Origin of the sequence: Leucobacter luti (genome assembly GCF_050310065.1) — a bacterium.
Classification (GTDB): Bacteria; Actinomycetota; Actinomycetes; order Actinomycetales; family Microbacteriaceae; genus Leucobacter; species Leucobacter luti_B.
In genome coordinates this window covers 2,265,323-2,287,790 of sequence record NZ_CP190007.1, presented here as the reverse complement: position 1 = coordinate 2,287,790, position 22,468 = coordinate 2,265,323, and the positions used below count along the sequence as shown (strand labels likewise).

Sequence of the window (22,468 nt, the reverse complement as noted above, 5' to 3'; positions counted from 1 at the left end):
TTTCGGGGGGTGAAGATTCGCGATTCTTCTACTTGTCGGAAAATCGCAGCTCTGGCACCATGGATCCATGAGTCTCCTCGAAATGAACCCGGGCGTCGGCGCGAACCCAGTGGCCGGCACCGTGGCCGACCGGGCGCCCGACCCCCAGTCCGAGTCCGAGGGTGACGCGCTGACGCTCGGCCGGCGCGTGCGCGAGCGGCGCACCGCGCTCGGCCTCACCCTCGACCAGCTCGCCGCCGCGGTGGATCGCGCGCCGTCGCAGCTCTCCGCGATCGAGAACGGTAAGCGGGAGCCGCGGCTGCCGCTCCTGCGCGCGCTCGCCTCAGCGCTCGACGTGACGGTCGACGAGCTGCTCCTCGACGAGGCGCCGAGCGAGCGGGCGGCGCTCGAGATCGCGGTCGAGCGGGCGCAGCGGGGCGCGGTGTTCGGCTCGCTCGGGATCCAGCCGATCCGGGTCTCGAAGGCGACGAGCGACGAGACGTTGAAGGCGATCCTGGGCCTGCACCAGGAGGTCGAGCGGCTGCACCGCGAGCGCGCGGCGACGCCGGAGGAGGCGCGCCGGGCCAACACCGAGCTGCGCGCGGAGATGCGCGTCGCGGGCAACTACTTCTCCGACCTGGAGCGCGCGGCCACTGGCCTGCTCGAGAGCGTCGGATACGTAGGCGGGCCCGTGTCGCAGCAGTCGATCGCGACGGTGGCGCAGAAGCTCGGCTTCACGCTGCACTACGTCTCGGGGCTCCCGCACTCCACCCGCTCCGTGATCGACCGCCGCAACGGGCGGATCTACCTGAGCAGCAACCTGCCGTCGCGGGACGCGCGGGCGCCGATCCTCCGGGCGCTCGCGAGCGTCGTCTGCGGGCACGAGGAGCCGCGCAGCTACGGCGACTTCCTGCGCCAGCGCGTCGAGGCGAACTATCTCGCGGGCGCGGTGCTGCTGCCGGAGGAGTCTGCGGTCGAGCTGCTGGCCGAGGCGAAGAAGCAGCGGCAGATCTCGATGGAGGATCTGCGCGACGCGTTCGGCGTCTCCTACGAGATGGCGGCGCATCGCTTCACGAACCTCGCGACCGAGCGGCTCGGGCTCGTCGTCCACTTCATGAAGGCGCACGAGTCGGGCACGCTGATCAAGGCGTACGAGAACGACGGGGTGCGCTTCCCGTCGGACGCGCTCGGCAACTTCGAGGGCGCGATGGTGTGCCGCAACTGGACCGCGCGGACGGTCTTCGCGCAGCCGGATCGATTCAACCCCTGGTACCAGTACACCGACATGGCGTCGGGCGGCACGTACTGGTGCACCTCGCGCGTGGAGAAGGCGAAGGAGGGGCTGTACTCCGTGAGCGTGGGTGTCCGATTCGAGGACGTGCGCTGGTTCCGCGGCCGCGAGACGCCGCACCGCACGCAGTCCTTCTGCCCCGATGACCGGTGCTGCAGGCGCGCCTCGAGCGAGCTCACCCGGAAGTGGGAGGCGGCGGCTTGGCCGGAGGCCGCGACGCCGACGAGCCTGCTCGCGGCGCTGCCGACCGGCTCGTTCCCCGGCGTCGACTCGCACGAGGTGTACGAGTTCCTCGAGGCGCAGGAGCGTCTCGCGTAACGGAAGGCGTCTCGTATTGCATCGCGCCCAGCGGTTTTTGGCACTCTGGGATGCGCCGCCCAGGCCCCCTGCGATAGCGTAGAGGAAGCGGGTCGATCGGCCCGTCGCCGTACCGAGATCAGGATTGGTGAGGACGTGAACGCCGAGAACCATGCCCGTCGCGCCGATAACACGGAGGCGCGCTCCACTCAGCAGTTCCGTGAGGATCTCGGCGCGCTGATCAGGGCGCATGCGACCGATCTCACCGTCGACGAGCGCGAGGCCGTGGAGGCGCTGCCCTCGGGCGCCGCGCTTCTCGTGGTGCGCCGCGGCCCCGACCTCGGTGCGCGCTTCCTGCTGGATCAGGACGTCACGGTGGCCGGCCGCCACCCCGCGGTCGACATCTTCCTCGACGATGTGACCGTGTCCCGCCGTCACGCCGAGTTCCGGCGCGCAGGCACGACCTTCTCGGTTGCAGACCTCGGCTCGCTCAATGGCACTTTCTGTGACGGTGAGCGCATCGACGGCGAGGTCGTGCTCGACGACGGAGTCGAGGTTCAGGTCGGCAAGTTCCGCTTCACCTTCTTCGCCTCCAGGTTCGATCTGGGCGAGGAGGGCTAGCGTGGCGGCCGAAGCGGCCCGCCAACAGAGCCCCGGCCTTCTCAGCATCGGCCAGGTACTCGCTCGGCTGCAGGACGATTTCGCGGATCTCACGCCCTCGAAGCTGCGGTTTCTGGAGGAGCAGGGTCTCGTCACGCCCGAGCGCACCAAGTCGGGCTACCGCAAGTTTTCGCAGGCGCATATTGAGCGGATCCGCCTGATCCTGACCCTGCAGCGGGATCAGTTTCTGCCATTGCGCGTGATCGCCGAGGTGCTCGACGAGCTCGACCAGGGCAACGACCCGATCATCCCCGGCGCCTCTCCGCGGAGCGCGTCGAGCATCCTCGCGCCGAAGCGGGTGCTGAGCAGCGAGGAGCTGCGCCGCTCGACCGGCGCGAGCGCGCGCTTCCTGGGCGAGGCGATCGCCGCCGGGCTGCTGCCCGCGGCCGAGGTCTTCCCCCACGATTGTGTCGCTCAGCTCACGGCGTTGCTGAAGCTCGCGGAGCGCGGGATCACGCCCAGGCACCTGCGTTCGTTCAGGGTTTCCGCGGAGCGCGAGGCCGAGCTCATCGCGCACGCCGTGGCGACGAGGGGAGTGAAGGACGGCTCGCCGCACAGCACCGAGCACTCGCTCGAGCTCGTCGGCTACCTGGAGACGGTGCGCTCCGGCGTGTTGCGGCGCCGCGTGTCGGGATCCTGAGTCGCGTCAATTCGGCGTGATTTCAACCTTCAAGTTCAAGTAGAGGTCGACACGCCAAAGTCGACCTCCGTCGGTCGTTGCACGGGGACCTTTCGCTCGGTACCGTTGAGGGAGTTTCGGCGCCCCGCGCCGGGGGAGAAAGGAACCCGATGGAGAACGGTCAGCATCCGCACGACGAGGCGGAGACGATCTCGATCGCTGACGATCTCCTATTCGACGACGGACTCCCGAAGCCGAACCAGGACGGCGGCTTCAAGGGCGCCACGGCGGCCCGCGCCGCCGGCATTAGCTACCGGCAGCTCGACTACTGGGCCCGCACCGGCCTCGTCGAGCCGACCGTGCGCGGCGCGAAGGGCTCCGGCTCGCAGCGGCTCTACGGCTTCCGTGACATCCTCGTGCTGAAGCTCGTCAAGCGACTGCTCGACACCGGCATCTCGCTGCAGCAGATCCGCACGGCGGTCGCGCAGCTCCACGAGGCGGGCGTGCACGACCTCTCCCAGACGACCCTCATGAGCGACGGAGCGAGCGTCTACCTCTGCACGTCGAGCGACGAGGTCATCGACCTCGTGAGCCGTGGCCAGGGCGTGTTCGGGATCGCCGTCGGCAAGGTGCTCCGCGAGGTCGAGACCTCGCTCGTCGACATGGACGAGCACCGCGCTGACGAGCACCGCGCCGACGAGGCGAAGCACGAGGGGCACTCGGCCCAGGACGAGCTCGCCGCGCGCCGGAAGTCGCGCAAGAAGATCTCCTAGCCCTCAGGCCCCGCGGCCGATCAGGGTACGAAAAAGGCGCCCCGGCCGGGGCGCCTTTTTCGCTGTCTGACCGCCGTGTCTGAGGTGCGACCTAGCCCTCGTGGGAGACGGAGGCCTCGCGCGGGCCGGATCCGGGAGCCCGCGCCGAGTCCATGCCGGCCGACCGCAGCACGCGGTCGAGGATGAGGTCGAAGTTGCCCGCCATCTCCTGCGACGCCTCGCCAGGCCACATGTGCACGGGCTTCGCCGCGCCCTGCGCCTGCTGCAGCGAGGTGCGCTCGGGCAGCTGCGGGTTCAGCACGAGCGGGCCGAACATCTCGCGCAGCTCGCGGATCCGGAACTGGTGCTCCATCGACTGCGGCTGCGTGCGGTTGATCACGATCCCGAGCGGCTGCAGGCGGGGGCTCACACCGCGGCGGATCTCCTCGATCGCGCGCAGCGCGCGGTCCGTCGCCGCGACCGCGAAGAGGCTCGGCTCCGAGACGACGAGCACGCGGTCGCTCGCGGCCCACGCCGTGCGGGTGAGCGCGTTGAGCGAGGGTGCGCAGTCGATGAGCACGAGGTCGTACTCGGACTCGACCGTCGCGAGCGCCTCCTCGAGCTTCCAGATGTCACGGGTCGACGGGTGCGGGCCGTCGAAGTTGATGGCCGAGGGGCTGCCAACCAGCAGGTCGATCGTGCCGCCCTCGTGATAGTCGTTCCAGCCGCTGTGAGCGATCGCGGAACGGACAGTCTTCTCCTTCGGGCTCTCCAGCACGTCGGCAACGTTCGCGAAGCCCTCGGGGTTCACGGCCAGGCCGGTGGAGACATCCGACTGGGGATCGAAATCGACAACAAGGGTTCGCAGCCCACGGGAGAACGCCGCGGAAGCCAGGCCGAGCGTCACGGTCGTCTTGCCGACGCCGCCCTTGAGGGAACTCACACTCAATACATGCACGCTACGAGTTTAGTGGATGGCTCCATGGATTCGCCCGGGTATCTGTCCGTATCGGGGAAATCGTGCATGGAGAAGGCTGATCAGAGCAGCAGAAAATGACGCATTCGGACGCGAAATCGCATACGCGGATCACTAGCATGTATCTTGATATCGAATCACTTGACGGTCTGGGCAGCCGCTGATGTCAGCTACAGAGAGGGTCACCCGTATGTTCAAGAAGGTTCTGGTCGCCAATCGCGGTGAGATCGCGATTCGAGCGTTTCGCGCGGCGCACGAGCTGGGGGCGGAGACGGTCGCGGTGTTCCCCTATGAGGACCGAAACTCGCTCCACCGCCTGAAGGCGGACGAGGCGTACCTGATCGGGGAGGTCGGGCACCCGGTGCGCGCCTACCTCGATATCGCGGAGATCGTGCGGGTCGCCGTCGAGGCCGGCGCCGACGCGATCTACCCGGGGTACGGTTTCCTGTCGGAGAACCCGGGGCTCGCCGCGGCCGCCGAGGAGGCGGGGATCCGGTTCATCGGGCCGGGCACGCAGGCGCTCGAGATGGCGGGCAACAAGGTCGCGGCGAAGGAGCATGCGATCGCGGCCGGCGTTCCCGTGCTCCGCTCGACGCCGCCGTCGACGGACGTTGACGCGCTCATCGAGGGCGCGCGCGGGATCGGCTTCCCGGTGTTTGCGAAGGCCGTCGCCGGCGGCGGCGGGCGCGGCATGCGGCGCGTCGAACGCGAGGAGGACCTGCGCGACGCTCTCGAGTCGGCGATGCGCGAGGCCGAGTCGGCGTTCGGCGATCCGACCATGTTCATCGAGCAGGCCGTGCTGCGGCCGCGCCACATCGAGGTGCAGGTGCTCGCCGACAAGACCGGCGCAACCGTGCACCTCTTCGAGCGCGACTGCTCCGTGCAGCGCCGCCACCAGAAAGTCGTCGAGATTGCCCCCGCGCCGAACCTGCCACAGGAGACGCGTGACGCGCTCACCCGCGACGCGATCGCGTTCGCGAAGTCGATCGGCTACGAGAACGCCGGCACGGTCGAGTTCCTGCTCGACACCGCGGGCGAGCGGGCTGGCGAGCACGTCTTCATCGAGATGAACCCCAGGATCCAGGTCGAGCACACGGTCACCGAGGAGGTCACCGACGTCGACCTCGTGCGCGCCCAGATGCGGATCGCCGCCGGCGCGACGCTCGCGGAGCTCGGTCTCACGCAGGACCAGATCGTGCTGCGAGGAGCGGCGCTCCAGTGCCGGATCACGACGGAGGATCCCGCGAACGGCTTCCGCCCCGACCTCGGCCGGATCACTGCCTACCGCTCGCCTGGCGGCGGCGGCGTGCGCCTCGACGGCGGCACGATCAACGCCGGCGCCCAGATCAGCCCGCATTTCGACTCGATGCTCGCGAAACTCACCTGCCGCGGGCGCTCGTTCGAGGACGCCGTCGTGCGCGCGCGTCGCGCGCTCGCCGAGTTCCGGATCCGGGGCGTCGCGACGAACATCCCGTTCCTGCAGGCCGTGCTCGCGGATCCCGACTTCCAGGCGGGCGACGTGTCGACGGCGTTCATCGAGGAGCGGCCCGAGCTGCTCGACATGAACAAGCCGAAGGACCGCGCGACGCGCCTGCTGCAGCACGTCGCGAACGTGACCGTGAACCAGCCGAACGGCGCGCGCCCGAACCAGGCCGATCCCGCCGCAAAGCTTCCCGCCGGCGTCGATCTTTCGGTGCCCGCCCCCGCCGGGCACCGCCAGCGACTGCTCGAACTCGGCCCCGAGGGGTACGCGAAGGCGCTGCGCGAGCAGAAGGCGCTCGCGGTCACGGAGACGACGTTCCGCGACGCGCACCAGTCGCTCCTCGCGACGCGGGTCCGCACGAAGGATCTCGTCCGGATCGCGCCGTACGTCGCGCGGCTCACGCCCGAGCTGTGGTCGGTCGAGGCGTGGGGCGGTGCGACCTATGACGTCGCGCTCCGCTTCCTCGGCGAGGATCCGTGGGAGCGCCTCGCCGCACTCCGCGAGGCGCTGCCGAACGTGCCGATCCAGATGCTTCTCCGCGGGCAGAACACGGTGGGGTACACGCCGTACCCGGCGCGCGTCGCGCAGGCCTTCGTGCAGGAGGCCGCTGCGACCGGCGTCGACGTGTTCCGGATCTTCGACGCGCTGAACGACGTGAACCAGATGCGCGTCGCGATCGAGGCGGTGCGCGAGACGGGGACCGCGGTCGCCGAGGTCGCGATGTCGTACACCGGCAACCTGCTCTCGCCCGCCGAGGACAAGTACACGCTCGACTACTACCTCGGGCTCGCCGACGAGATCGTGCAGGCCGGGGCCCACGTGCTCGCGATCAAGGACATGGCGGGGCTCCTGCGCCCGCAGGCCGCGGCGAAGCTCGTTACCGCGCTGCGCGAGCGCTTCGATCTCCCCGTGCACCTGCACACGCACGACACGCCGGGCGGCCAGCTCGCGACCCTGCTCGCCGCCTCCGCGGCCGGCGTCGACGCCGTCGACGCGGCCTCGGCGCCGATGTCGGGCACGACCTCGCAGCCCTCGCTGTCGGCGCTCGTCGCCGCGCTCGCGGACACGGATCGCGATACGGGGTTGTCGCAGGAGGCCGTGTACGCGCTCGAGCCGTACTGGGACGCAGTGCGGGCCGTCTACAAGCCGTTCGAGTCGGGTCTGCCGTCGCCGACCGGGCGCGTCTACACGCACGAGATCCCGGGCGGCCAGCTCTCGAACCTGCGCCAGCAGGCCATCGCGCTCGGCCTCGCCGACAACTTCGAGAAGATCGAGGACATGTACGCGGCCTCCGACCGGATCCTCGGCCGGATCCCGAAGGTGACGCCCTCCTCGAAGGTCGTCGGCGACCTCGCGCTGCACCTCGCGGCCGTTGACGCCGATCCGGCCGACTTCGAGGCGAACCCGGGCAACTACGACGTGCCGGACTCGGTCGTCGGCTTCCTCGCGGGCGAGCTCGGCGAGATCCCGGGCGGCTGGCCGGAGCCCTTCCGCTCGAAGGTGCTGCAGGGCAAGACCGTGAACATCGAGGTCGCGCCCGTATCCGACGAGGACTCGAAACTCCTGGGCGGCACGAGCGAGGAGCGCCGCGCCACGCTCAACCGGCTGCTCTTCCCGCAGCCGACGAGGCAGTACGAGGACGCGCGCACGCAGTACGGCGACCTCTCCGTGCTCGACACGCCCGACTACCTCTACGGCCTGCAGGCCGGCGAGGAGCGCGCGATCGACCTCGCGAAGGGCGTGCGCCTCTACGTCGGGCTCGAGGCGATCGGCGACGCCGACGACAAGGGCGTGCGCACCGTCATGGTGCGCGTCAACGGGCAGCTGCGACAGGTCTTCGTGAAGGACGAGTCGGTCGCCGTCGACGCGCCCGCCGCGGAGAAGGCCGACCGCACGAACCCGGGCCACGTGGCCGCGCCGTTCTCGGGGACCGTCACGGTGAAGGCCGAGGCTGGCGACGCCGTCGAGGTCGGGCAGCCGGTCGCCACGATCGAGGCCATGAAGATGGAGGCCGCGATCACAAGCCCCGTGGCTGGTAAAGTCGAGCGCGTTGCGTTCACCGGGACCCGGTCCGTCGAGGCAGGGGATCTCATCGCGGTGATCGCCTAGTGCGCGGGGCGCCGCGCCGGTAACGCGCGCGGCGCCCTCCGCGCGCCGGGAAGGAGTACGCCTTGGCGATTCGCGAGATCCGAGTGTTCGGCGATCCGGTGCTGCGCACCGTGTGCGAGCCCATCGAGACGATCGACGAGGGTGTCCGCGCCATGGTCGCCGACCTGTGCGAGACGGTCGCCTTCGACGGCCGCGCGGGTCTCGCCTCCACGCAGATCGGGTACACGCAGCGCGCCTTCAGCCTCCACATCGACGGCGAGGTGAGCTACATCCTGAACCCCGAGATCGTGGCGCTCGAGGGCGAGCCCGTGCCGACCGGCGAGGGCTGCCTCTCGGTGCCGGATCTGTGGTTCGACGTGCTGCGCTACCCGCGCGCGACCGTGCGCGGGATCGACCTCGACGGGCGCGAGCTCGTGATCTCGGGGGAGGGCCTGCTCGCGCAGGCGCTCCAGCACGAGTGCGACCACCTCGACGGCAAGCTCTACCTCTCGCGCCTCGACCGCGAGGCCCGCGGCGAGGCGATGCGCCAGATCCGCACCTCCAGCTGGTTCTAGGGGGCGCGCGCCGCCGCGCCGTGGTTGCGCCCTGCGCTCGCTCAGAGTTCTGCGCTCGTTCCTACGATCTGGGGCGTGTTCGTGGGAGCGAGTGCAGATTTGCGAGGGAGTGCAGGCGCGGCCGGGTTTCGGCAGCGCGCTGTCGAGCCGTGCGACCTGCGCTCGTTCCTCGTTCTGCGCTCGTTCCTAAGGATTCGCGCGTTTTGTTAGGAGGGAGCGCAGTTTTCGGAGGGAGCGCAGACGCCACGGGTGCGCCCTCGGAGGCGCGGATCTCGAATCGCGGATCGCGGATCGCGCGCAGGTGCGTCGGGGCGCTGAGTCCCGCGCCCGGCGCTCGCTCCGAGTTCTGCGCTCGTTCCTACGATCCGGAGCCTTTTCGTGGGAGCGAGTGCAGATTTGCGAGGGAGCGCAGACGCAGCAGGGGTGCGGCCTCGTGAGAATCGAGACCGCACCCCTGTGCGCGAGCGTCAGGCGCCGCGCGCTACGGCTGCGCCGGCAGCGCCTCCGTTTGCGGGTTCTCGCCGTAGAGCTTCGCGATCTCGCCCGAGAAGTCGCGCAGGATGTTGTCGCGCTTGATGCTCATCTTGGGCGTCAGATGCCCGTTCGCCTCGATGAACTCGGTCGGCAGGATCACGAACTTGCGGATCGACTCGGCGCGCGACACGTACTTGTTGCCCTCGTCGATCGCGCTCTGGACCTCGGCGAGCACCTTCGGGTTGCGTACGGCCTCCTCGAGGGGCATCCCGGGATCCTCGCCGTTGTTCTTGAGCCAGGCGGGCAGCATCTCGGGATCGAGTGTGACGAGCGCCGAGATGAAGGGCTTCTGGTCGCCGACCACGACGACCTGGCCGATGATCGTGTTCGCGCGGATCGGATCCTCGAGCGCGGCCGGGGCGACGTTCTTGCCGCCGGCGGTCACGATGATCTCCTTCTTGCGGCCCGTGATCGTGAGGTAGCCGTCGGCGTCGAGCGAGCCGAGGTCGCCCGTCTTGAAGAAGCCGTCCTGGGTGAACACGGCGGCCGTCGCCTCCGGGTTGTTCCAGTACTCCTTGAACACGTCGAGGCCTTTGACCTCGATCTCGCCGTCGTCGGCGATGCGGACCGTGTGCCCCGGGAGCGCGGGGCCGACGGTGCCGATCTTGAACTTGTCCGGCAGGTTGACGGTGACGGGCGCCGTCGTTTCGGTCAGGCCGTAGCCCTCGAGGATCTTCACCCCGAGGCTGCGGTAGAAGTGGCCGAGGTAGTGGCTGAGCGGCGCCGATCCGGACACCGCGTAGCGCACATTGCCGCCGAGCTTCTCGCGCAGTGTCGAATAGACGAGCTTGTCGAAGATCTTGAACTTGAGCCCGAGCATGAAGGGCACCTTGCCGGTGTCAAGCGCCTCCGAGTGCTGCACGGCGACCTTCGCTGCGGCGCGGAAGATCTTGCCCTTACCCTCGGCCTCGGTCTTCTGCTCGGCCGAGTTGTAGACCTTCTCGAAGACGCGGGGGACCGCGAGGAGGAAGGTCGGCTTGAACGAGCCGAGAGCGGGGAGCAGCTGCGTCGTGTCCGCCTGGTGGCCGACGCGCACGCCAGAGTGGATCGCGAGCACCGAGATGAAGCGCGCGAAGACGTGGGCGAGCGTGACGAAGAGGAGCGTCGAGGCGCCCCGCTCCTGCACCACCTCGGCGAGCGCGCCCGCGGCGTTGCGGGAGAGGTCGACGAAGTTCGAGTGCGTGAGCACGCAGCCCTTCGGGCGCCCGGTCGATCCGGAGGTGTAAATGAGCGTCGCGATGTCTGCGCCGACGGCGAGGCCACGGCGGCGCTCAATCTCCTCGTCGGCGATGCCAGCGCCGGCGGCGACGAGTTCGTCGATGCCGCCCTGGTCGAGACGCCACGCGAGCGTGATCGCGGGAGACTCCGAGCGGATCTCCTCGAAGCGCTCGGCGTGCTCCTGCGTCTCGGTGAGCATCGCCCGCGCGCCCGAGTCCTCGAGGATCCAGTGGATCTGCAGCGGGGACGAGGTCTCGTACACGGGGACCATCACGGCGCCCGCGTAGTGGATCGCGAAGTCGACGAGCGTCCACTCGTAGCTCGTCTTGCACATGAACGCGATCCGGTCGCCCGGCTCGATGCCCGCGGCGGCGAAGCCCTTCGCGAGCGCGACGACCTGCCGGCGGAACTCGGTGGCGGAAAGATCCCGCCAGCCATCGCCCTCGGGCACCGAAAACAGCGCACGATCGGGGGTTGCCGCGACGCGCTGCTCGAGCAGGTCGGTGATGTTGTCCTCAGGGACGGCAGGAATGAGAATCGGGGTCTCAGTCTGTTGCACGGGAGCTCCTTTGATACCTCGTGTACCGGTCGCCAGGCGCGGGCAGCATCGCCGCGCCTATATACGGAATCAGCCTATACGCATACCCGCATGGAACCGCTGAGCGGCTATTGTGGTTCCTCGTCGAGAGGAAACCACGGGCTGTGCTCTACTGGATATTCAAACACCTGATCATCGGGCCATTTCTGAAAACGATCTATCGCCCGTGGGTGGAGGGTGCCGAGAACATTCCGGCCTCCGGACCGGTGATTATTGTCGGAAATCACCTTTCCGTGATCGATTCGTTCTTCATGCCGCTCATGATCGACCGGCGCGTCTACTTCCTCGCCAAGAGCGATTACTTCACGGGCAAAGGACTGAAGGGCTGGCTCGTGAAGTCGTTCATGCTCGCCGTCGGCCAGCTCCCGATCGATCGATCCGGAGGCAAGGCCTCAGAGGCGTCCCTCAACACGGGCCTCAGTGTGCTGGATCGCGGCGACGTGCTCGGGATCTACCCCGAGGGCACCCGCAGCCCGGACGCGCGGCTCTACCGCGGTCGCACGGGCGTCGCGCGGCTCGTGCTCGAATCGGGCGCCGCGGTCGTCCCCGCCGTCATGATCGACACCGAGAAGGCCATGCCCATCGGGGCGAAGATCCCGAAGATCCGCCGGATCGGCACCGTCATCGGCAAGCCGCTCGACTTCAGCCGGTTCCACGGAATGAGCGCCGACCGCTTCGTGCTGCGCAGCGTCACCGACGAGATCATGCTCGAGATCCAGCGACTGAGCGGCCAGGAGTACGCGGACGTGTACGCCTCGAGCGTACGCAAGCCCGTGTAGGCAGAGCTCGCAGGCAGGAACTAGTAGGCTGAAACGGTCGCGGCCGCCCTGCGCAGCCGCGCGTTTTCCGTACCTGAACCGAGGGATCGACGATGACGAGCCAGATCGACGACACAGCAGCAGCGCGCCTGATCGCCGAGCTCGACACCTATCGCGAGCGCGAGGCGAAGCAGCAGCCGACGTGGCCTGACGCCGCCGCGGTCGCGCGCGCATCAGCGGATCTCGCACTGCAGCCGCCGCTCGTCTTCGCGGGCGAGGCCGACCAGCTGCGCGAGCGGCTCGCCTCGGCAGCGCGCGGCGAGGCATTCCTGCTCCAGGGCGGGGACTGCGCCGAGACCTTCGAGGCGGCGACCGCTGACAAGATCCGGGACCGCGTCAAGACCCTGCTCCAGATGGCGGTCGTGCTGACCTACGGCGCCGCGATGCCCGTGATCAAGGTGGGCCGTATGGCCGGGCAGTTCGCGAAGCCGCGCTCGAGCGACAGCGAGACGCGCGAGGGCGTGACCCTGCCGGCGTACCGCGGCGACCTCGTGAACGGCTACGAATTCACGCCCGAGTCGCGTGCCGCAGACCCGAGCCGTCTGGTGCGCGGCTACCATGTCTCGGCCTCGACGCTGAACCTCATTCGCGCGTTCACGCAGGGCGGCTTCGCCGACCTCCGCCAGGTGCACGACTGGAACAAGGGCTTCGTCTCGAACCCCGCGAACCAGCGCTACGAGTCGCTGGCGGCGGAGATCGACCGAGCGCTCAAGTTCATGGACGCGTGCGGCGTCGACCACACCGCGCTCACCCAGACCGAGTTCTACGTGAGCCACGAGGCGCTGCTGCTCGACTACGAGCGGCCGCTCACCCGGATCGACTCGCGCACGGGCGAACTCTACGACACGTCCTCGCACATGCTCTGGATCGGCGAGCGCACCCGCGACCTCGACGGCGCGCACGTCGAGTTCCTCTCGCACGTGCGCAACCCGATCGGTGTGAAGCTCGGCCCGACCGCCACGGTGGACGACGCGCTCAGGCTCATCGACAAGCTCGATCCCGAGCGCGAGCCCGGCCGCCTGACCTTCATCACCCGCATGGGCGCGGGCAAGATCCGCGACGTGCTCCCCGGCCTCCTCGCCGGGGTGCGCGATGCGGGCGCCACGCCGCTCTGGGTCACGGATCCGATGCACGGCAACGGGATCACGACCGCGACCGGGTACAAGACGCGCCGCTTCGACGACGTCATGGACGAGCTCATGGGCTTCTTCGAGGCGCACCGCGAGGTCGGCACGATCCCGGGCGGCATGCACGTCGAGCTCACGGGCGATGACGTGACCGAGTGCCTCGGCGGGTCGGAGAACATCGACGAGGCCACCCTCGCGACACGCTACGAGTCGGTCTGTGACCCGCGGCTCAACCATATGCAGTCTCTCGAGCTCGCCTTCCAGGTGGCGGAGGAGCTGAAGCGGCTGAGCCGCTAGGGTTTCGATCCGGGTGCGGCCCGGGATCCCGAGCAGAATCGGGATCCCGGGCCGTTCTGCGCTCGCGGCCGCCCAGCCGAGGGGCCGAGTGGGCCGAGTGGGCCGAGTGGGCCGAAGGGCCCCATTCCCGCGATCGAGTCGGCCGGAAGGCCCCATTCGGCGCCGCGAAAGGGGCCTTCCGGCCGACTCGATGCGCAGGGGCGGCGTTGCGTGGCGGGAGAGAGCAGGCGGGCTACAGCGCGATCGTGCTTCTCACGCGCACCTCGGTGCCCGCGGGCACCTCCTCGCCGGCGCCGGGTTCGGTGCCCGTAGCCTTCGCGAACTGGCGCAGCGCATCGGGGACGAGGGTCGACGGCTTGAAGCCGGCGGCCTGGATCGCGTTCATCGCGTCCTGCAGGCTCATGCCGTTCACGTCCGGGATCGGGAAGAGTTCTGGGCCGATCGACAGCTGCAGCGCGACGGCGTCGCCCGGGCGCACCGGGTCGGTCGTCGTGACCAGCGCGATCACGCTGCCTTCTGCGACGTCGGCGCTGTGCGCCTCGGTGTTCTGCGACGTGTCGACCGTGAGGCCCGCTCGCTCGAGGCGCTTAGTCGCCTCGGAGGCCGAGAGCCCCGCAACGTCTGGCAGCGGACCTGCGGACACAATGAGGTCGACTTTCGCCCGTTCAGGGTAGGAATCCCCGAGCCCGTCGCCGTTCTCGCCCAGCGCCGCGAGCACCGTACCCTCATCGTCGCCCGAGAAGCGCTCCTCGACGACCTTTCCGAAGGTGAAGCCGGCGTGCTCGATCTCGGCCTTCGCGTCCTGCTGCGACAGCCCCACGAGCGTCGGCACGGCGAGCAGCTCGGGGCCGGTCGAGCGGCACAGCCGCACGGAGGATCCCCGATCCAGGCGCGTGCCAGCCACGGGCTCGGTGCGGACCGCGAGCCCCGCCTCCACCTCGAGGCTCGAGCAATCGAATACCTCGACCTGCAGCGAGTGATCCGCGAGCTGGGCCTCGGCCGCGGCGAGCTCCGTGCCCGCAACCTCCGGCACCGCGACCTTGGATCCGGGCCCCTGCCCGAACCACCAGCCGACGCCGCCCGCGAGCACCACGAGCGCGATAAGCGCGAGCGCGAGGATCCGGCCCCGCTTGCCGCGCTTCGCGCCCGCCCTGGCGGCTCGGTCGATCGGGGTGTCTGCGGCATCGTGCGCCGCGGCGTCCGCCGCACTCCCGCCCGCAATCCCGCTGCCGAGCACGGTCGTGCCGTGCTGATCCGGCGCCGGATCGAAACCGGGGTCCGCGGCGAGGGCCTGCTGCTGCGCCCCGTCGAGCACCGTCGTCGACGGCGTCAGGTGGTCGCCCTCCAGTTCCGCGGGGAGGATCGTGGTCGCCATGCTCGGGATCTCGCCGCGGCGGAGCGCCGCGAGGTGCTCGAGCGCCTCGCCCGCGTCGGCCGGGCGGAGCTCGGGCTCGCGCCGCGTCGTCCAGCGCACGAGCTCGTCGAGCTCGGGGGTCGCCTCGCTGCTCTTGAGCGAGGGGAGCGGCACCTCGGAGTGCGCGTGCTGGTAGGCGATCTGCATCGGCTGCTCGCCGGTGAACGGCTGCGTACCCGTGAGCATCTCGTAGAGCATGATCCCGAACGCGTAGAGGTCGCTGCGCGCGTCGGCGATGCCGCGGGTCACGAGCTCGGGGGAGAGGTAGGCGATCGTGCCGAGCAGCGCCTGGCCGGTCGTCGTGTTCGCGCTCACGGCGCGGGCGAGGCCGAAGTCGCCGAGCTTGATCCGGCCGTCATCAGCGAGAAGGACGTTCTCGGGCTTCAGATCCCGGTGCACGATCCCGGCCCGGTGAGCGGCCGCGAGGCCCGCGAGCACGGCCTCGCCGATCTCGAGCGACTGCTCGGCGGTGAGGCGCTTCTGCTGCTTCAGGAGCTCGCGCAGCGTGATGCTCGGCAGGTACTCCATCACGAGGTAGGTGCGGCCGTAGTCGTGCCCCTGGTCGTAGACGTTGACGAGGTTCGGGTGCGAGAGCCGTGCCGCGCTCCTCGCCTCCTGCTCGAAGCGGCGGGTGAAATTCTCGTCCTCGGCGAGGTGCTCGTGCATGACCTTCACGGCCACGCGGCGCTCGAGCCGCAGGTCGTTCGCGAGGTAGACCATCGCCATGCCGCCGCGGGCGATTCGCGAGCGGATCGCGTATCGCCCGTCGAGGGTCTGCCCGATCAGCGGGTCGGTGGGCGCAGGGGTCACGCCGAGAGTCTACGGAATATCGCTATGCGGATGCGGGACGCGCGCCGGGCTTGGCAGATTGCGCACTTCCATTCGCACTGGCAGAGTGGAAGATGTGCCAGAGAACATCGCACCCGACACACCCTTCCTCACGATCCCGGAGCTCGTCGACCTCTTCGACGTGAGCCCCGGCAAGGTCCACCGGCTCATCGAGGACCAGTACCTCGCTGCGCTCCGCATCGACGGCGTCGTCAAGGTGCCTGCCGAGTTCGTGGTCGAGGACCACCCCCTGCCGCCGCTGCGCGGCACGCTGCTCGTGCTGCGCGACGCCGGATTCTCGAACGACGAGGCCGTCGCCTGGCTGCTCGCCGCGAACGAGGAGTTGGGCGAGCGCCCCGTCGACTCGCTGCGCGCCGGGCGCAAGAGCGCCGTGCGGCGGGCGACGCAGGCGCTGGCCTTCTAAGGGTCTGTTCGCGGGCGAATCGGGGCGGGGTTGGCCGCCGCCGGTTTTCCGCGCCTCGCTTCGCGGCTCCGCTAGAACGTACGCCGCGCGGCCCGCTCGGCGAGCTTCGACAGGCGCGCCGCCGCGTCCGCGTGGACCGGGGCGCTCTCGAGCGCGGCCATCGCGCGGTCGACGTTGCGGGAAATCATGTCTTCGACCTGCTCGACCGCGCCGCTGCCGCGGATCGTGGTCTGCAGCATGCCGACCTGATCCCGATCCAGATCCTCGCCGAGAAGATCGTCGAAGATCCGGCGCTGCGTGTCCGGGAGATTCTCCCGCGCGAGGGTGACGAGCACCGTGCGCTTGCCCTCGACGAGATCGTCGCCGGCCGGCTTGCCGGTGAGCTCCTCGTCGCCGAAAACGCCGAGCAGGTCGTCGCGGAGCTGGAAGGCGACCCCGATGGGGAGCCCAAAGCTCGCGAGCCCGCGCTCCTGCTCCGCGCTCGCCCCCGCGAGTGCCGCGCCGATCAGGAGCGGGGCCTCGACGCTGTACTTCGCGGACTTGTAGACGAGCACCCGCGTGGAGCGCTCGAGCTGGGTGTCGTGCGGGGCGAACGTGGGCTGCTGCTCCTCGAGCACGTCGAGATACTGGCCGAGGGCGACCTCGCTGCGCATGCGGTTGAAGTGCTCGCGGGCGCGGCGCGAGCGCTCGGGATCCCGGATCGCATCGCACGCGGACTGCATGAGCTCGTCCGCCCAGGACTGCAGCAGATCGCCCAGCAGGATCGCACCGGCGAGCCCGAAGTGGTCGGCCGAGCCGCGCCAGCTGTTCGTGGCGTGCAGGGCCGCGAACATGCGGTGCGCCGCCGGGCGGCCGCGGCGGGTGTCCGAGCGGTCGATGACGTCGTCGTGGATGAGGGCCGCCGCGTGGAAGAGCTCGAGCGAGCAGGCCGCGTCGAGGGCCGCGCCGAGCTCCTCGCCGACCTCACCCTCGAGGTCGAGCGGTCGGATTGCGCGGTAGCCGAGCACCGCGAACTGGGCGCGGAAGCGCTTTCCTCCCGAGAGGAAACCGATTGCTTCGTTGAGCAGGGCTTCCGTGTCTGGGCCGAGGGGCTCGAGCGCCTTCCTGTGGCGGGCGACGACGTCGTTGATCCGCTCCTGAACAAGGCCTGCGAGTCGGGTGGTTTCGTGCACGTAACTAGCCTAGTGGCGCACCGGCAACGTAGACTGTTGGGTACCAGATTTTTATCACCAGGAGGGATCGTCATGGCGCTGTCAGAACACGAGCAGCGGTTGCTTGACGAGATGGAGCGCGGCTTCTATCGCAGCGAGGCTGACGTGATGCAGACGACGGGCGGAGTCCGCCGTCGAACCAACTACCGTTCCCTTGTCCTCGGGGTGATCGTCGTACTCGTCGGGGTCGGCGTGCTCGTCGGCGGCGTCGCGGCGCAACAGCTCTGGCTCGGCCTCGTCGGCTTTGCCGTGATGGTCGGCGGCGTGATGCTCATGCTCTCCCGCGGCTCCTCCGAGGCCTCGGTCGATGAGCCCAACCGCGAGGGCCGCGCCCCCCGCCCCAGCAAGGAATCGCTCAGCGAGCGCGCCGAGCGCCGGTGGAACGAGCGCATGGAGGGCGAGCGCTAGCGCCCCGGGTTTTGCCAGAGGCGGTCCGCAGTTGCGGGCCGCCTTTTTCGTGTGCGCTGGGGGTGCAGTGGGTTCGGTGCGCGCTCGCACTTGGAGAGTTGGTCAGTTCGGCACCGCATGAGGACGCATACCGCGTGGAACTGGCCGATTCTGTGGGTGCGTGTTCGGGAGCCGGGGCCGGGGCCGGATCCCTTCGCGTTCTGCTTCGAGAGTTGGTCAGTTCGGCACCGCTTGAGGGCGTTTACCGCGTGGAACTGACCGAATTTGTGGGTGCGCGTTTGCGAGCGGGGTCCGGATCCCGTGCGCGTTCTGCTCCGAGAGTTGGTCAGTTCGGTACCCCTTGAGGGCGTTTACCTCGTGGAACTGGCCGATTCTGTCGGGGCGTGTTCGGGAGCCGGAGCGGGGGCCGGATACCGTGCGCGTTCTGCTCCGAGAGTTGGTCAGTTCGGCACCGCTTGAGGGCGTATACCGCTTGGAACTGGCCACTTCTCTCGGTGTGACCTTGCGACACGGGGGCCGGCGCCTGCATGCGCCGAGTTTTCGGCTCGGGATCCGCAGTCGGATCCCGGGCCTGCGACCGCAACCGCGGCTGCGCGCCGAAAGTGGTCAGTTGTGCACCGATAGAGCCCGTTTGGGGCGGGGAACTGGCCAATTCTGTGGGTGCGCGCCGAGACGTGGGCAGTCCGGCAGCGTTTGAGAGCGCTTGCGGCGGGGGATTGGCCGAAAGTAGGGGCGCGACTCCCGCTCAACCCACACGCCTCCACTCGCTCCACTTTGCTCCACGAAAGAGGCGTGGTCGCGCGCGGGGAGCGGAAATCCGCGGATCTCTCGGCGCGGAACAGGCCCAGACTCCCGCGCGCCAGAGAACAGGGCCCGGATTCCGGGGCCCGGGAATCCGCGATTCTCCAGGGATTCTGAAAAGAAGGGGAGGAGAAAGCTCCTCAAGTGGAGGGAAGTGGAGTAGTGTGGGAAACCAAAGTCGAGTCGACGGAGGGAGGGAGCTGTGTTCCTCGGTACCTTCACGCCCCGACTCGACGAGAAAGGCCGCATCATCCTCCCCTCCAAGTTCCGTGACGAGCTCGCCGACGGCCTCGTGATCACGCGGGGACAGGATCGCTGCCTCTACGTCTTCAGCGAGACCGAGTTCGCCGACATGCACGCGCGCGTCCGCGAGGCGCCGCTCACCTCGAAGCAGGCACGCAACTTCCTCCGCGTGTTCCTCTCGGGAGCCCACTCGGAGACGCCCGACAAGCAGCACCGGATCACGATCCCGCAGAACCTCAGGGAGTACGCGGGCCTCGACCGCGAGCTCGCCGTGATCGGCGCGGGATCCCGCGCTGAGATCTGGGACGCGCAGGCCTGGCAGGCCTACCTGGACGAGCAGGAGTCCGCCTTCTCTGACGTCGAGGAGGAGGTGATCCCGGGCATGTTCTAGCCCGGATCGATCATGACCGAAGACCAGAGAAACCCGAGCGAGCTGCACACCCCCGTGCTGCTCGAGCGCTGCCTCGAGCTCCTCGCCCCCGCGGCGGAGCGGGAGGGCGCCGTCGTCGTCGACGCGACCCTCGGCATGGGCGGCCACACCGCGGCGCTGCTCGAGGCGCACCCCGGCCTCACCGTGATCGGCCTCGATCGCGACACCGAGGCGCTCGAGCTGGCGGGCAAGCGGCTCGCCCGCTTCGGCGACCGCGCGATCCGAGTGCACGCCGTCTACGACGAGATCGCGCGGGCCGTCACCGAGAGCGGCTTCGAGCAGATCGACGGCGTCCTCTTTGACCTGGGTGTTTCCTCGTTGCAGCTCGACGAGGCCGAGCGCGGCTTCGCCTACGCGCAGGACGCGCCGCTCGACATGCGGATGGATCAGTCGCGCGGCGAGACCGCCGCCGACGTGCTCGCGCAGGCTCCCGAGGGGCGCCTGCGGGCCATCTTCGAGCGCTACGGCGAGGAGCCGCTCGCGGGCCGCTACGCCCGGGCGATCATCGCGGCGCGCGCCGCGGCGCCGATCGAGCGCAGCGGCCAGCTGGTGGAGATCCTGCAGGGGGCGACGCCCGCCGCGGTGCGGGATCAGCGCCACCCGGCGAAGCGCGTGTTCCAGGCGCTGCGCATCGAGGTCAATGGTGAGCTCGCCGTGCTCGAGCGCGCGATCCCCGCGGCGCTCGACCTCGTGAACCTGGGCGGCCGCGCGGTGATCATGTCGTACCAGTCGCTCGAGGACCGGCTCGTGAAGCGCGAGCTCGCGAAGCGCAGCAAGTCGACGGCGCCGGCGGGCCTCCCCGTCGAACTCCCCGAGCATCGCCCCGAGTTCCGCCTCCTCACCAGGGGCGCCGAGCTCGCCAGCGACGAAGAACGAGACCGCAATCCGCGGGCCATCCCGGTGCGACTGCGCGCCGCCGAACGAACGAGGGACGTGCGATGAACAACACCGTTCCGGTCGATCTCGACCGCGATGTCCTCGCGGCGTACCCGGCACCGGGGAGCGCGTCTGGCGCCCCGAGCAGGCCAAGCACGCCGGCCAGCCCCGATGAGCGGCACCTCCGCATTGCGCCGGAGCCGAGCACCGGCGCCGGGCGGCGCTCGGCCAAGAGCCCGCTTGCTGGGGCGCTCGTCGCCGTCGGCGTCGTGCTCGGGATCCTGGCGGCGCAGCTCGGCCTGAGCATCGCGATCTCGCAGGGCGCCTACGAGGCGCGCGCGCTCGAAATCGAGCAGCGCGACCTGACCCGCGTCGAGCGGGTGCTCTCGCAGAACGTGGACAAGCTCGCGTCGCCGCAGAATCTCGCGGAGAACGCCGCAGCGCTCGGCATGGTGCAGAACGCGCGGCCAGCCTCGATGCGGCTGAGCGACGGCGCCGTGCTCGGCACGCTCGACTCGCCGACGGAGGAGGCGAGCAGCAACATCATCCCGAACTCGACGCTCGAGAACATGCCGGTCGTCGACGCGGAGGGACTCCTCGTGCCCCGAAACTCCGGAAAGGCCGGGGCGGCTCAGGCCGCAACCGGCGAGGCGCCGGTACGGTGGAAGGGCAAACTGCCGGCTCCCGAGACCCACTAGCCGGCTCTCACCGGGAGGAACTGGATGCTGAGGACGCGCAGCAGCAGGCTGCGCCGAGTCGTCGCACTCGGCATAGTCGTCGTCACCGCGCTCGTGTTCCTGATCAGGCTCGTCGATGTGCAGATGGTGTCGGCCGCCGCGCTGAACGCCGACGCCAAGGACAAGCGCGCCGTGCCCGTCTCGATCCCGAGCCTGCGCGGCGACATCGTCGATCGCAACGGCGAGGTGCTCGCGACGACCGACGAGCGCTACGACGTGCAGCTCTCGCCGAAGAACACGAAGCTCAACGGCGGCACCTTCTGGCGCACGGATACGGAGCGGGGCGTCGGCACGGTGAAGGTCACGTCGAAGCAGGCCTTCGCAGAGATCGGCGAGGTGACCGGGCAGAAGCCCGAGGAGATCCAGAAGATCGTCGACGATGCGCTGAAGGATAACGAGAAGTCCGACTTCGCCTACGTGCAGCGCTCGATCGACCTAGGGCAGCTCAACAAGCTGAAGGAGCTGAGCATCCCGTGGCTCACGTTCGAGAGCCACCACTCTCGCACCTACCCGAACGGCGCAGTCGGCGGCAACATCATCGGCTTCTCCGGCTTCGAGGACGTGCCCCAGTCGGGCGTCGAGGTGTCGCAGAACGACTGCCTCACGGGCACCGACGGCTCTGAGACCTACGAGCGCGGGGCCGACGGCGTCGCACTGCCCGGCAGCGTGGTCGTGGAGCAGAAGGCGGTCAACGGCGGCACGGTGCAGCTCACGATCGACCGCGATCTCCAGTGGGAGGCCCAGCAGGCGATCAACGCGCAGGTCGACAAGGTGGGGGCGGCCTCGGGCTACCTCGTCGTGATGAACGTCAAGACGGGCGAGCTGGTGGCGGTCGCCGAGGACGGCTCGGTCGACCCGAACGATGTCGACGCCTCGGATCCCACGAAGCGCGAGGCGCGCTCCTTCGTCGCGCCGTACGAGCCCGGATCGACCTTCAAGATGATCACGGCCGCCTCGCTCATCGACCAGGGCCTCGCGACCCCGGCCACCCGCAATCTCACCCCTGACCACCTGGAGCCCGAGCCCGGCGTGCGCTTCGGTGACTCGTTCAACCACGGGCCCATGCAGTGGACGCTCACCGGCATCCTCACGCAGTCATCGAACGTCGGCACGGCGACGCTCGGCAACCAGATGAGCCCCGAAACGCGCTACGACTACCTGCAGAAGTTCGGGATCGGGATCAGGACGGAGGCGGGCATGCCGCTCGAGGACACGGGCATGCTGATCCCGTATCAGGACTGGGACCGCCAGACCGCCTACAACACGATGTTCGGACAGGGCCTCTCGTCGACGATCGTGCAGACCGCTGGCGCCTTCCAGGCGATCGCGAACGACGGAGTGCGCGTGCCGCCGAGCATCGTGAAGTCCTGCACCGACGCCGACGGCAAGGTGCACGAGCTCGACCACGGTGACAAGGTGACGGCCGTCTCGAAGGACACCTCCGACCAGGTGATGGCGATGCTCGAGACCGTGGTCCACGAGGGCTGGTTCACGAAGTTCATCGACATCCCCGGGTATCGACTCGCCGGGAAGACAGGAACCGCAGAGCAGTCTGATGGCCAGGGCGGCTACCGCGCCGACTTCGTGCACTCCTTCGCCGGGGTGTTTCCCGCCGATGATCCGCAGTATGTCGCGGTAGCATCGATCGCATACCCGACGGCGGGTGACGGCGGCGTCGCCGCGATCACCGCGTTCCGCGATGTCGCCGAGGCGACGATTCGCACCTTCAACATTCCGCCTTCCACTGGGGAGTTCACACCGCTCCCCACTGAGTACTGATTCCC

General features: G+C 69.3%; 18 protein-coding genes. 14 read left to right on the top strand and 4 right to left on the bottom strand.

Translation table 11 applies throughout. From position 1 onward, the window contains the following. The first annotated feature begins 67 nt into the window (after window positions 1-67). The 4 genes from ACOPJ3_RS10455 to ACOPJ3_RS10440 all read left to right on the top strand — a co-directional run bounded on the left by ACOPJ3_RS10455 (window position 68) and on the right by ACOPJ3_RS10440 (window position 3,619). Window positions 68-1,588, top strand: a complete 1,521-nt coding sequence (locus tag ACOPJ3_RS10455; protein WP_427869108.1) for a helix-turn-helix domain-containing protein — start codon at window positions 68-70, stop codon at window positions 1,586-1,588. 135 nt (window positions 1,589-1,723) lie between these two features. Then, entirely contained in the window at window positions 1,724-2,188 is a 465-nt protein-coding gene (locus ACOPJ3_RS10450; RefSeq protein WP_427869107.1) for an FHA domain-containing protein, read from the top strand. Window position 2,189: 1 nt separating this feature from the next. After that, window positions 2,190-2,867, top strand: a complete 678-nt coding sequence (locus ACOPJ3_RS10445) for a MerR family transcriptional regulator (RefSeq protein ID WP_427869106.1) — start codon at window positions 2,190-2,192, stop codon at window positions 2,865-2,867. 149 nt (window positions 2,868-3,016) lie between these two features. Further along, the gene (locus ACOPJ3_RS10440; RefSeq protein WP_427869105.1) at window positions 3,017-3,619 is read left to right on the top strand and encodes a MerR family transcriptional regulator; all 603 of its coding nucleotides are present in this window, start codon (window positions 3,017-3,019) and stop codon (window positions 3,617-3,619) included. A gap of 91 nt (window positions 3,620-3,710) precedes the next feature. On the opposite strand, the gene ACOPJ3_RS10435 is transcribed toward ACOPJ3_RS10440, so the two are convergent. Next, complete coding sequence (locus ACOPJ3_RS10435; protein WP_427869104.1) at window positions 3,711-4,556, bottom strand: ParA family protein; 846 nt, start codon at window positions 4,554-4,556, stop codon at window positions 3,711-3,713. Between the two features lie 208 nt (window positions 4,557-4,764). Here ACOPJ3_RS10435 and ACOPJ3_RS10430 point away from each other — a divergent pair, with 208 nt between their 5' ends. Beyond that, on the top strand, window positions 4,765-8,166 hold the full coding sequence (locus tag ACOPJ3_RS10430; protein WP_427869103.1) for a pyruvate carboxylase: 3,402 nt from the start codon (window positions 4,765-4,767) through the stop codon (window positions 8,164-8,166). A gap of 62 nt (window positions 8,167-8,228) precedes the next feature. Continuing rightward, window positions 8,229-8,720 (top strand): peptide deformylase, encoded by a 492-nt coding sequence (def, locus tag ACOPJ3_RS10425; protein WP_427869102.1) that lies wholly within the window; start codon window positions 8,229-8,231, stop codon window positions 8,718-8,720. Window positions 8,721-9,201: 481 nt separating this feature from the next. Here def and ACOPJ3_RS10420 read toward each other — a convergent pair whose 3' ends face one another. Further along, entirely contained in the window at window positions 9,202-11,031 is a 1,830-nt protein-coding gene (locus ACOPJ3_RS10420) for an AMP-dependent synthetase/ligase (protein ID WP_427869101.1), read from the bottom strand. A 143-nt stretch (window positions 11,032-11,174) separates the two neighbouring features. Between ACOPJ3_RS10420 and ACOPJ3_RS10415 the strand changes: the two genes are divergently transcribed. Both ACOPJ3_RS10415 and ACOPJ3_RS10410 read left to right on the top strand, forming a co-directional pair. Continuing rightward, window positions 11,175-11,849, top strand: a complete 675-nt coding sequence (locus tag ACOPJ3_RS10415) for a lysophospholipid acyltransferase family protein (RefSeq protein ID WP_427869100.1) — start codon at window positions 11,175-11,177, stop codon at window positions 11,847-11,849. A 92-nt stretch (window positions 11,850-11,941) separates the two neighbouring features. Continuing rightward, entirely contained in the window at window positions 11,942-13,312 is a 1,371-nt protein-coding gene (locus ACOPJ3_RS10410; RefSeq protein ID WP_427869099.1) for a class II 3-deoxy-7-phosphoheptulonate synthase, read from the top strand. 232 nt (window positions 13,313-13,544) lie between these two features. Here ACOPJ3_RS10410 and pknB read toward each other — a convergent pair whose 3' ends face one another. Further along, window positions 13,545-15,536, bottom strand: coding sequence for a Stk1 family PASTA domain-containing Ser/Thr kinase (gene pknB, locus ACOPJ3_RS10405; protein WP_427869098.1), 1,992 nt, complete (start codon window positions 15,534-15,536; stop codon window positions 13,545-13,547). 94 nt (window positions 15,537-15,630) lie between these two features. On the opposite strand from pknB, the gene ACOPJ3_RS10400 reads away from it, so the two are divergent. Continuing rightward, on the top strand, window positions 15,631-15,978 hold the full coding sequence (locus ACOPJ3_RS10400) for an Rv2175c family DNA-binding protein (RefSeq protein WP_427869097.1): 348 nt from the start codon (window positions 15,631-15,633) through the stop codon (window positions 15,976-15,978). Between the two features lie 71 nt (window positions 15,979-16,049). Here the strand turns inward: ACOPJ3_RS10400 and ACOPJ3_RS10395 are convergent, their stop codons facing one another. Beyond that, window positions 16,050-17,150: a polyprenyl synthetase family protein gene (locus tag ACOPJ3_RS10395; protein WP_427869096.1), complete on the bottom strand. Its 1,101-nt coding sequence runs from the start codon at window positions 17,148-17,150 to the stop codon at window positions 16,050-16,052. A 72-nt stretch (window positions 17,151-17,222) separates the two neighbouring features. Between ACOPJ3_RS10395 and ACOPJ3_RS10390 the strand changes: the two genes are divergently transcribed. The 5 genes from ACOPJ3_RS10390 (at window position 17,223) to ACOPJ3_RS10370 (ending at window position 22,463) form a co-directional block, all read left to right on the top strand. Further along, window positions 17,223-17,597 (top strand): DUF3040 domain-containing protein, encoded by a 375-nt coding sequence (locus ACOPJ3_RS10390; protein ID WP_427869095.1) that lies wholly within the window; start codon window positions 17,223-17,225, stop codon window positions 17,595-17,597. Window positions 17,598-18,600: 1,003 nt separating this feature from the next. Further along, window positions 18,601-19,032 (top strand): division/cell wall cluster transcriptional repressor MraZ, encoded by a 432-nt coding sequence (gene mraZ, locus ACOPJ3_RS10385; RefSeq protein WP_427869094.1) that lies wholly within the window; start codon window positions 18,601-18,603, stop codon window positions 19,030-19,032. 12 nt (window positions 19,033-19,044) lie between these two features. After that, window positions 19,045-20,013 (top strand): 16S rRNA (cytosine(1402)-N(4))-methyltransferase RsmH, encoded by a 969-nt coding sequence (rsmH, locus tag ACOPJ3_RS10380; protein WP_427869093.1) that lies wholly within the window; start codon window positions 19,045-19,047, stop codon window positions 20,011-20,013. Further along, the gene (locus ACOPJ3_RS10375) at window positions 20,010-20,645 is read left to right on the top strand and encodes a hypothetical protein (RefSeq protein ID WP_427869092.1); all 636 of its coding nucleotides are present in this window, start codon (window positions 20,010-20,012) and stop codon (window positions 20,643-20,645) included. The genes rsmH and ACOPJ3_RS10375 overlap by 4 nt, the downstream gene beginning before the upstream one ends. Before the next feature lie 24 nt (window positions 20,646-20,669). Beyond that, window positions 20,670-22,463: a peptidoglycan D,D-transpeptidase FtsI family protein gene (locus ACOPJ3_RS10370; protein WP_427869091.1), complete on the top strand. Its 1,794-nt coding sequence runs from the start codon at window positions 20,670-20,672 to the stop codon at window positions 22,461-22,463. Window positions 22,464-22,468 lie beyond the last annotated feature (5 nt).

Coding starts and splice junctions, on each gene's coding strand:
- ACOPJ3_RS10390 (WP_427869095.1), top strand. CDS start 17,223: ATGGCGCTGTCAGAACACGAGCAGCGGTTGCTTGACGAGATGGAGCGC.
- ACOPJ3_RS10410 (WP_427869099.1), top strand. CDS start 11,942: ATGACGAGCCAGATCGACGACACAGCAGCAGCGCGCCTGATCGCCGAG.
- ACOPJ3_RS10440 (WP_427869105.1), top strand. CDS start 3,017: ATGGAGAACGGTCAGCATCCGCACGACGAGGCGGAGACGATCTCGATC.
- ACOPJ3_RS10370 (WP_427869091.1), top strand. CDS start 20,670: ATGCTGAGGACGCGCAGCAGCAGGCTGCGCCGAGTCGTCGCACTCGGC.
- ACOPJ3_RS10375 (WP_427869092.1), top strand. CDS start 20,010: ATGAACAACACCGTTCCGGTCGATCTCGACCGCGATGTCCTCGCGGCG.
- ACOPJ3_RS10430 (WP_427869103.1), top strand. CDS start 4,765: ATGTTCAAGAAGGTTCTGGTCGCCAATCGCGGTGAGATCGCGATTCGA.
- rsmH (WP_427869093.1), top strand. CDS start 19,045: ATGACCGAAGACCAGAGAAACCCGAGCGAGCTGCACACCCCCGTGCTG.
- ACOPJ3_RS10455 (WP_427869108.1), top strand. CDS start 68: ATGAGTCTCCTCGAAATGAACCCGGGCGTCGGCGCGAACCCAGTGGCC.